At 50.1% G+C, this 6,014-nt stretch carries 7 protein-coding genes; all 7 read left to right on the top strand.

Annotation, left to right across the window (positions count from 1 at the left end):
* The first annotated feature begins 179 nt into the window (after positions 1-179).
* A complete protein-coding gene (locus tag AB4Z33_RS30170; RefSeq protein WP_442053437.1) occupies positions 180-1,073 on the top strand; it encodes an ABC transporter permease in 894 nt (297 codons plus the stop codon).
* Between the two features lie 14 nt (positions 1,074-1,087).
* The gene (locus AB4Z33_RS30165) at positions 1,088-2,014 is read left to right on the top strand and encodes a carbohydrate ABC transporter permease (RefSeq protein ID WP_337098565.1); all 927 of its coding nucleotides are present in this window, start codon (positions 1,088-1,090) and stop codon (positions 2,012-2,014) included.
* Between the two features lie 84 nt (positions 2,015-2,098).
* The gene (locus AB4Z33_RS30160) at positions 2,099-2,737 is read left to right on the top strand and encodes a polysaccharide deacetylase family protein (RefSeq protein WP_442053436.1); all 639 of its coding nucleotides are present in this window, start codon (positions 2,099-2,101) and stop codon (positions 2,735-2,737) included.
* A gap of 83 nt (positions 2,738-2,820) precedes the next feature.
* Entirely contained in the window at positions 2,821-4,458 is a 1,638-nt protein-coding gene (locus AB4Z33_RS30155; protein WP_442053435.1) for a PhoX family protein, read from the top strand.
* An 85-nt stretch (positions 4,459-4,543) separates the two neighbouring features.
* The gene (locus AB4Z33_RS30150; RefSeq protein WP_442053434.1) at positions 4,544-4,774 is read left to right on the top strand and encodes a twin-arginine translocase TatA/TatE family subunit; all 231 of its coding nucleotides are present in this window, start codon (positions 4,544-4,546) and stop codon (positions 4,772-4,774) included.
* Positions 4,774-5,505: a twin-arginine translocase subunit TatC gene (gene tatC / locus AB4Z33_RS30145; protein ID WP_442053433.1), complete on the top strand. Its 732-nt coding sequence runs from the start codon at positions 4,774-4,776 to the stop codon at positions 5,503-5,505. The genes AB4Z33_RS30150 and tatC overlap by 1 nt, the downstream gene beginning before the upstream one ends.
* Positions 5,506-5,620: 115 nt before the next feature.
* A partial coding sequence (locus AB4Z33_RS30140; RefSeq protein WP_442053432.1) for a GNAT family N-acetyltransferase occupies positions 5,621-6,014 on the top strand: 394 nt, incomplete at its 3' end.

The raw sequence follows: 6,014 nt of genomic DNA, 5'->3' as shown, positions 1-6,014 counted from the left end.
ATGAAGAAGCGGGGCAGAGCTGGGCAAGCCCAAGCGTTAACGGCTTTGCCCCTTCCTTCTTCCCTGCCTGACGCCGAGAGAGGAGAGCGATTAGATTGTCCATTCACAATGAAATGAAAACATCCGATAGCGTCAGCTTGCCTCTTAAAGAGCCTGCTAAAGCAGTCCGATTTCTAAAAATGCTGGTGAAGCAGCGTACGCTCGTATTCATGTCGATCCCGTTCCTGTTATGGCTGTTCGTATTCAAGTACGTACCGCTCTGGGGCTGGACAATAGCATTCCAAAATTATAAGCCTAGAAGGTCGTTCGGCGAACAGGAATGGGTCGGACTCAAGCAATTCAAATTTATGTTTGAAGATGAGCGTTTTTTTCTCGTGCTGCGCAATACGTTAGCGATGAGCTTAATCAACTTCGTGCTCGGATTTGTAACGGCTATCATTCTTGCCATATTACTTAATGAATTGCGAAATGTCATGTTCAAGCGGTTCGTTCAGACGATCAGTTACTTACCTCATTTCCTATCTTGGGTCGTCGCTGCGACGATCATCCAAAGCGTGCTGTCTGCTGACGGCGGAATTATAAACGAGATATTGTTAGGTTTAGGCTTAATCAATGAGCCGATATTATGGCTGGGTGTAGGGAAGTATTTCTGGAGTATTATGGGTGCATCCGAAGTGTGGAAAAACGTAGGCTGGAATACGATTATTTATCTAGCCGCCATGACTACGATCGATCCCGCTCAATATGAAGCGGCAGAAATAGATGGAGCGGGCCGATTCCAGCGCATCTGGCATGTAACATTGCCTGGCATCAAATCCGTCATCATTATTTTGATTATTCTGAATCTTGGTCAAATACTGGAGACAGGTTTCGAGYCTCAATATTTGCTTGGCAACGGGCTTAATATCGATTTCTCGGAAAACCTCGAAATATTCATTCTGAAATACGGCATGAATTTAGGAAACTATTCGCTATCGGTAGCGGCAGGCATATTCAAGACCGTTATTAGCATCATTCTGTTGTTCTCGGCGAACGCTCTGGCTAAGCGGTTCGGGCAAGAACGGCTGTTCTAGAAGGGGGATCCATCATGGCTAACGCAAAAACAAGCTATAAACGTTTGCAATCGCCGGGAGACCGGCTGTTCGATGCGGCTAACATTACGTTCATGATCCTGCTCATGATCGTCACGATCTATCCGTTCATCAATATGATGGCTGTTTCCTTTAACCATGCGAGCGATTCCGTTCGAGGCGGCATCTATTTCTGGCCGCGGGTATGGTCGTTGGACAATTACAAGTATGTATTCAATGAAGCGACAATCATCGGCGCAACCGGTATCTCGGTGCTGCGTACGGTGCTCGGCACGATAATCTCGACCTTCTGTTCGGCAATGGTCGCGTTCACGATCAGCCGTCCGGAATACGTGCTTCGCAAATTCGTATCCATTGCTTTCGTACTGACGATGTATTTCAACGGCGGCTTGATTCCGAACTTCCTGCTCGTGCGGGATCTGCATTTGATGGGGACCTTCTGGGTGTACATCATTCCAGGCATTATCGGCGTATTCAATATTATTGTTATCCGTTCATTCATTGAAGGATTGCCGGAGGGCATCCTGGAGTCGGCCAGAATGGATGGAGCGGGCGAGTTCACAACGTTTCTTCGCATCGTTCTGCCATTGTCGATGCCGGTTCTAGCGACTACCTCGTTGTTCACGGCGGTGTATCATTGGAATTCATGGTTTGACGTGTTCCTGTACAATTCCTCGCATGTCGAGCTAAGTACATTGCAATACGAGCTGATGAAAATGCTGCAAAACTCCAACGCTGCCGTCAGCACCGGGGACGCGGCAGGAGCGGCAGCGAATGCCAGTCAGGGCGGCGGCAATTATGTAACGCCAACTTCGATTCGGGCAACAATGACGATTGTAGCAAGCTTGCCGATCATCATGGTATATCCGTTCCTTCAGCGTTATTTCGTCAAAGGCTTGACACTTGGCGGTGTGAAGGGTTAATAGTAGAATATCAGATGCAGTTAGAGTAGCCTGTCGCTGACAGGCTATTTCTGCTATTAGAAGATAAGGATGGTGGTTAGTGGTATGGCGATTAACGGTATTATTCATGAAGTGGCAACGAAGAAACGTCTGCTTGCATTGACGTTTGATGATGGGCCGGATGAGACGTATACGCCTCAATTGCTGCAGGTGCTGGCGGAGTACGGAGCGAAGGCGACCTTTTACATGATAGGAAGTTCAATAGAGAGTTATTCGAGTGTCGCTAGAGAGGTTCACAGTCATGGACATGAAATTGGTAATCATACTTATAACCACCCTCACTTAACGAAGATTGCCCCAGCGGAGCGCAAGGAACAGCTTGAGCGGACGGATGCCTTGATCAAGGAATTAACGGGGAGCAGCCCGGCGACATTCAGGCCGCCTTATATCGACTTCGACGGAGACGTAGCTGCAGAATCCGCCGGTATGAACTATCGGATGATCGGCGCCGTTAATATGGACGCGAGTGATTGGGCGAATCCCGGCGTGGACCATATCGTAAGCAAGACGATGGAGCAAGCGAGGGAAGGCGGCATACTCATATTCCATGACGGGTATGGCGATCGTTCGCAGACGGTGGAGGCCGTAAGGCTGCTATTGATCGATTTGAAGAAGCAGGGCTACCAGTTTGTGACGGTAAGCGAGCTGCTCGCTTCAGCTGATGATAAGGACAATTTACAATAGATACAAATGAAGGTGATATTACACTAACAATTCCTTATTACACTTGATCTTGTAGATCAAATGATGAATAAGGAGTGGACAAGTTGAACAAAACGATTGACCGTAAAACATTTCTGTCTTACTTAGGTACGGGCGCTGCTGCCCTGGCGGCAGCTTCCGCCGGCCTCGGAACATTGAATGGCAAAGCTTCTGCGATGTCATCCACGGCTGATCACCTTTTTGGCTTCAACACGAATCGTGTCAGCGGTTATTTCGAGCCGATTGCACCATCCTCGGAAGATAAGCTTCTGCTCCCCAAAAACTTCAAATATGACGTTGTAGCGGCATTCGACGATGTCATCAATGCAGCAGGCGAGCGCTTCGGCTCCGGCTGCGACTACAACGCTTTTTTCCCGCTTGAGGGCTCTAATGTAAGAGGGCTTCTCGTCAATAACCATGAATACAGCACGATCTTCTCCATCGGACCGGTTAAGGACGGCAAGATGACGAAGGAGCAACTGCACAACAATCTTTATTACCAAGGCATGTCCGTTATCGAAGTGTATCGCGACGATAAAGGCGTATGGAAGATGGACATTAATTCATCCCACGCACGCAGAATCAACGGATATACGAAGTTTGATCTGACCGGTCCGGCCAAAGGCGCTGCGGCTCTTGGCGGGGCAACGACGGCTATTGGCACGTTCGCGAACTGCTCCGGCGGCGTTACGCTGTGGAATACGGTTCTGTCATGCGAGGAGAACTTCGCCGAGACGGCAGCCGCTTCCAGCCTGCCTGACACGCATTACGGATGGGTTATTGAGATTGATCCGTTCGACAAGAAGTATTTGAAGAAACATACGGCGCTTGGACGCTTCAATCACGAGAACACGGCAATGGGCATCGCGAAGGACGGCCGCGTAGTCGTCTATATGGGCGATGACAAGAAGGACGCTTGCGTCTATAAATTTATATCCAAGGGCAAGTACAACAAGTCGCTTGGACGCGGCAACTCCGCACTGCTTGAAGAAGGCACGCTGTACGTAGCTAACCTGAAGAAGGGCGAATGGGCGCCTGTAACGCTCGAAGCGGTGCAGAAGGCAGTGAAGGACAAGCCCGAGCTGCTTAAGAAATACGTGACGCAAGGCGACGTCGTCACTTATTGCCAGGAAGCGGCGCTACTCGTTGGCGGTACGCCGACAGATCGTCCGGAAGATATCGAAATCTCTCCTTTCGATAACACCATCTTCATCTGCCATACGAACAACGACAACCATGGCAATATTCACGGACATATTACGCGCATATTCGAGACCGACAGCGATCTTGGTTCGCTAACGTTCGACTTCGAAATCTTCGCCGCCGGCGGCCGCCAATCGGGCTTCAGTTCGCCAGACAACCTGGCGTTTGATTCCAACGGGCATCTGTGGGTCGTAACCGATATTTCCAGCACCAGCCAAAATAAAGGCGTGCACAAACCGTTCAAGAATAACGGCTTGTTCGTTATTCCGACGAGCGGACCTGATCAGGCGATCGCGCTCCAGTTCGCATCGGCGCCGGTCGAGAGCGAGCTGACCGGTCCGTTCTTCACGCCGGACGAGCAGACGTTGTTCCTGTCGGTGYAGCATCCGGGAGAGAATACGACCGATCTGAACAATCCGACGAGCAGATGGCCTCACCGCGCCGGCGACAGCAAAGCAAGATGCGCAGTCGTCGCTATTAGCGGATTCAAGCTTGGTTAATCAATGATTAAAGCTACCCAGCCGTATGTGAACGAGACTGCGGCTGAGGTGGTTATTATAGTTCTGATAATAAGGAGAGATTCATATGCCATTTGGTCAGATTGGTATCGGGGGATTAGTGTTGATATTGGTGATTGCGCTTATTTTGTTCGGACCATCGAAGCTTCCTGAGCTAGGTCGCGCCTTCGGACGGACGCTAACGGAATTCAAGAGTGCTACGCGCGGACTTGTCAACGGCAGCGGGGACAGCAGCGCGGAAGAACGCAAAGACGGAGAACCGCAGGACGCGCAAGCACAGGCGGTATCGAGCAAATAATGGCGAACGCGAATCCGAATGAGCAAAGTCTGATCGGACATCTAGGCGAGCTGCGGCAGCGTCTGATTCGCACGCTCGTCTCATTCGTCGTTGCGATGGCCGCAGCATTCATTTATGTCAAAGATATTTACCGCTGGCTCGTGCGGGATATGGATCACCAGCTCGTATTGCTGGGACCGTCGGATGTCGTATGGGTGTATATGATGATTGCGGGAGTCGTGGCGATCGCTATTACGCTGCCGATCGCAGCTTATCAAATATGGAAGTTCGTGCAGCCGGCCGTACCAAAGCAAGCGCAGCAAGCAACGCTGCTTTTCATACCCGGCATATGCCTGTTGTTCATTATTGGCATCTGCTTTGGTTACTTCATCCTTTTCCCGATGGTTCTTCATTTCATGACGCAGATGGCTGCCGGAAGTTTCAATACGATGTATACGGCGGATAAATATTTCACCTTTATGATCCATATGACTGTCCCGTTCGGATTGCTGTTCGAGATGCCGGCGATCGTTATGTTTCTAACGAAGCTTGGGATATTGAATCCGACGAGGCTGGCGAAAGCGCGCAAGCTTGCTTATTTTATTTTGGCTATTGTTGCGATTACGATAACGCCGCCTGACATTTTATCCGATCTGATCGTTATTGTGCCTCTATTCCTGCTATACGAGATTAGCATTACGATCTCTAAGCTCGTCTATCGCAAGCAGCTCACGCATAGTGCCGCAGCTTGAGAGAGGCTTTGCCAGTAATTATTTGAAACCTTGCCATTCCCAACTACGTCTTAATAACAAGCGTATAGGAGAAGCTAGAATACCATAGCGACTGAATGGGCAAGGAGAGTATAGGATGCAAATTAGAATGCTGGCTTACCGCGAGCCTCCGCCGATGGAACTGCTGCTGATGGCCGATCCTTCGGAGAAGCTGGTGAACGAATATTTGAACCGGGGTCAATGTATGGTTGCCGAAGACGGCGGTTTGATTATAGGGGTGTACGTGTTGCTGCCTACTCGGCCGGAGACAATCGAGATCGTGAATGTGGCAGTCGCCGAGAGCGAGCAGGGGCAGGGAATCGGCAAGCAGCTGGTCAAACATGCGATTGACACCGCGAAGCAGCTTGGCTACAAGACAATCGAGATTGGAACGGGCAATTCGGGAGTCGGTCAACTGGCGCTTTATCAGAAATGCGGCTTCAGAATGGTCGGCATCGATAGAGACTTTTTCATCCGCCACTATCATGAGC

The sequence above is a fragment of the Paenibacillus sp. 2TAB19 genome, from assembly GCF_052115185.1.
Taxonomy (GTDB): domain Bacteria; phylum Bacillota; class Bacilli; order Paenibacillales; family Paenibacillaceae; genus Pristimantibacillus.
Note: the sequence above shows the minus strand (reverse complement) of the source record. Positions and strands in the feature narration are given on the sequence as shown.

Excerpts from the sequence above, each read along its gene's own strand:
- AB4Z33_RS30165 (WP_337098565.1), top strand. The coding sequence starts at position 1,088 with ATGGCTAACGCAAAAACAAGCTATAAACGTTTGCAATCGCCGGGAGAC.
- AB4Z33_RS30160 (WP_442053436.1), top strand. The coding sequence starts at position 2,099 with ATGGCGATTAACGGTATTATTCATGAAGTGGCAACGAAGAAACGTCTG.
- AB4Z33_RS30150 (WP_442053434.1), top strand. The coding sequence starts at position 4,544 with ATGCCATTTGGTCAGATTGGTATCGGGGGATTAGTGTTGATATTGGTG.
- tatC (WP_442053433.1), top strand. The coding sequence starts at position 4,774 with ATGGCGAACGCGAATCCGAATGAGCAAAGTCTGATCGGACATCTAGGC.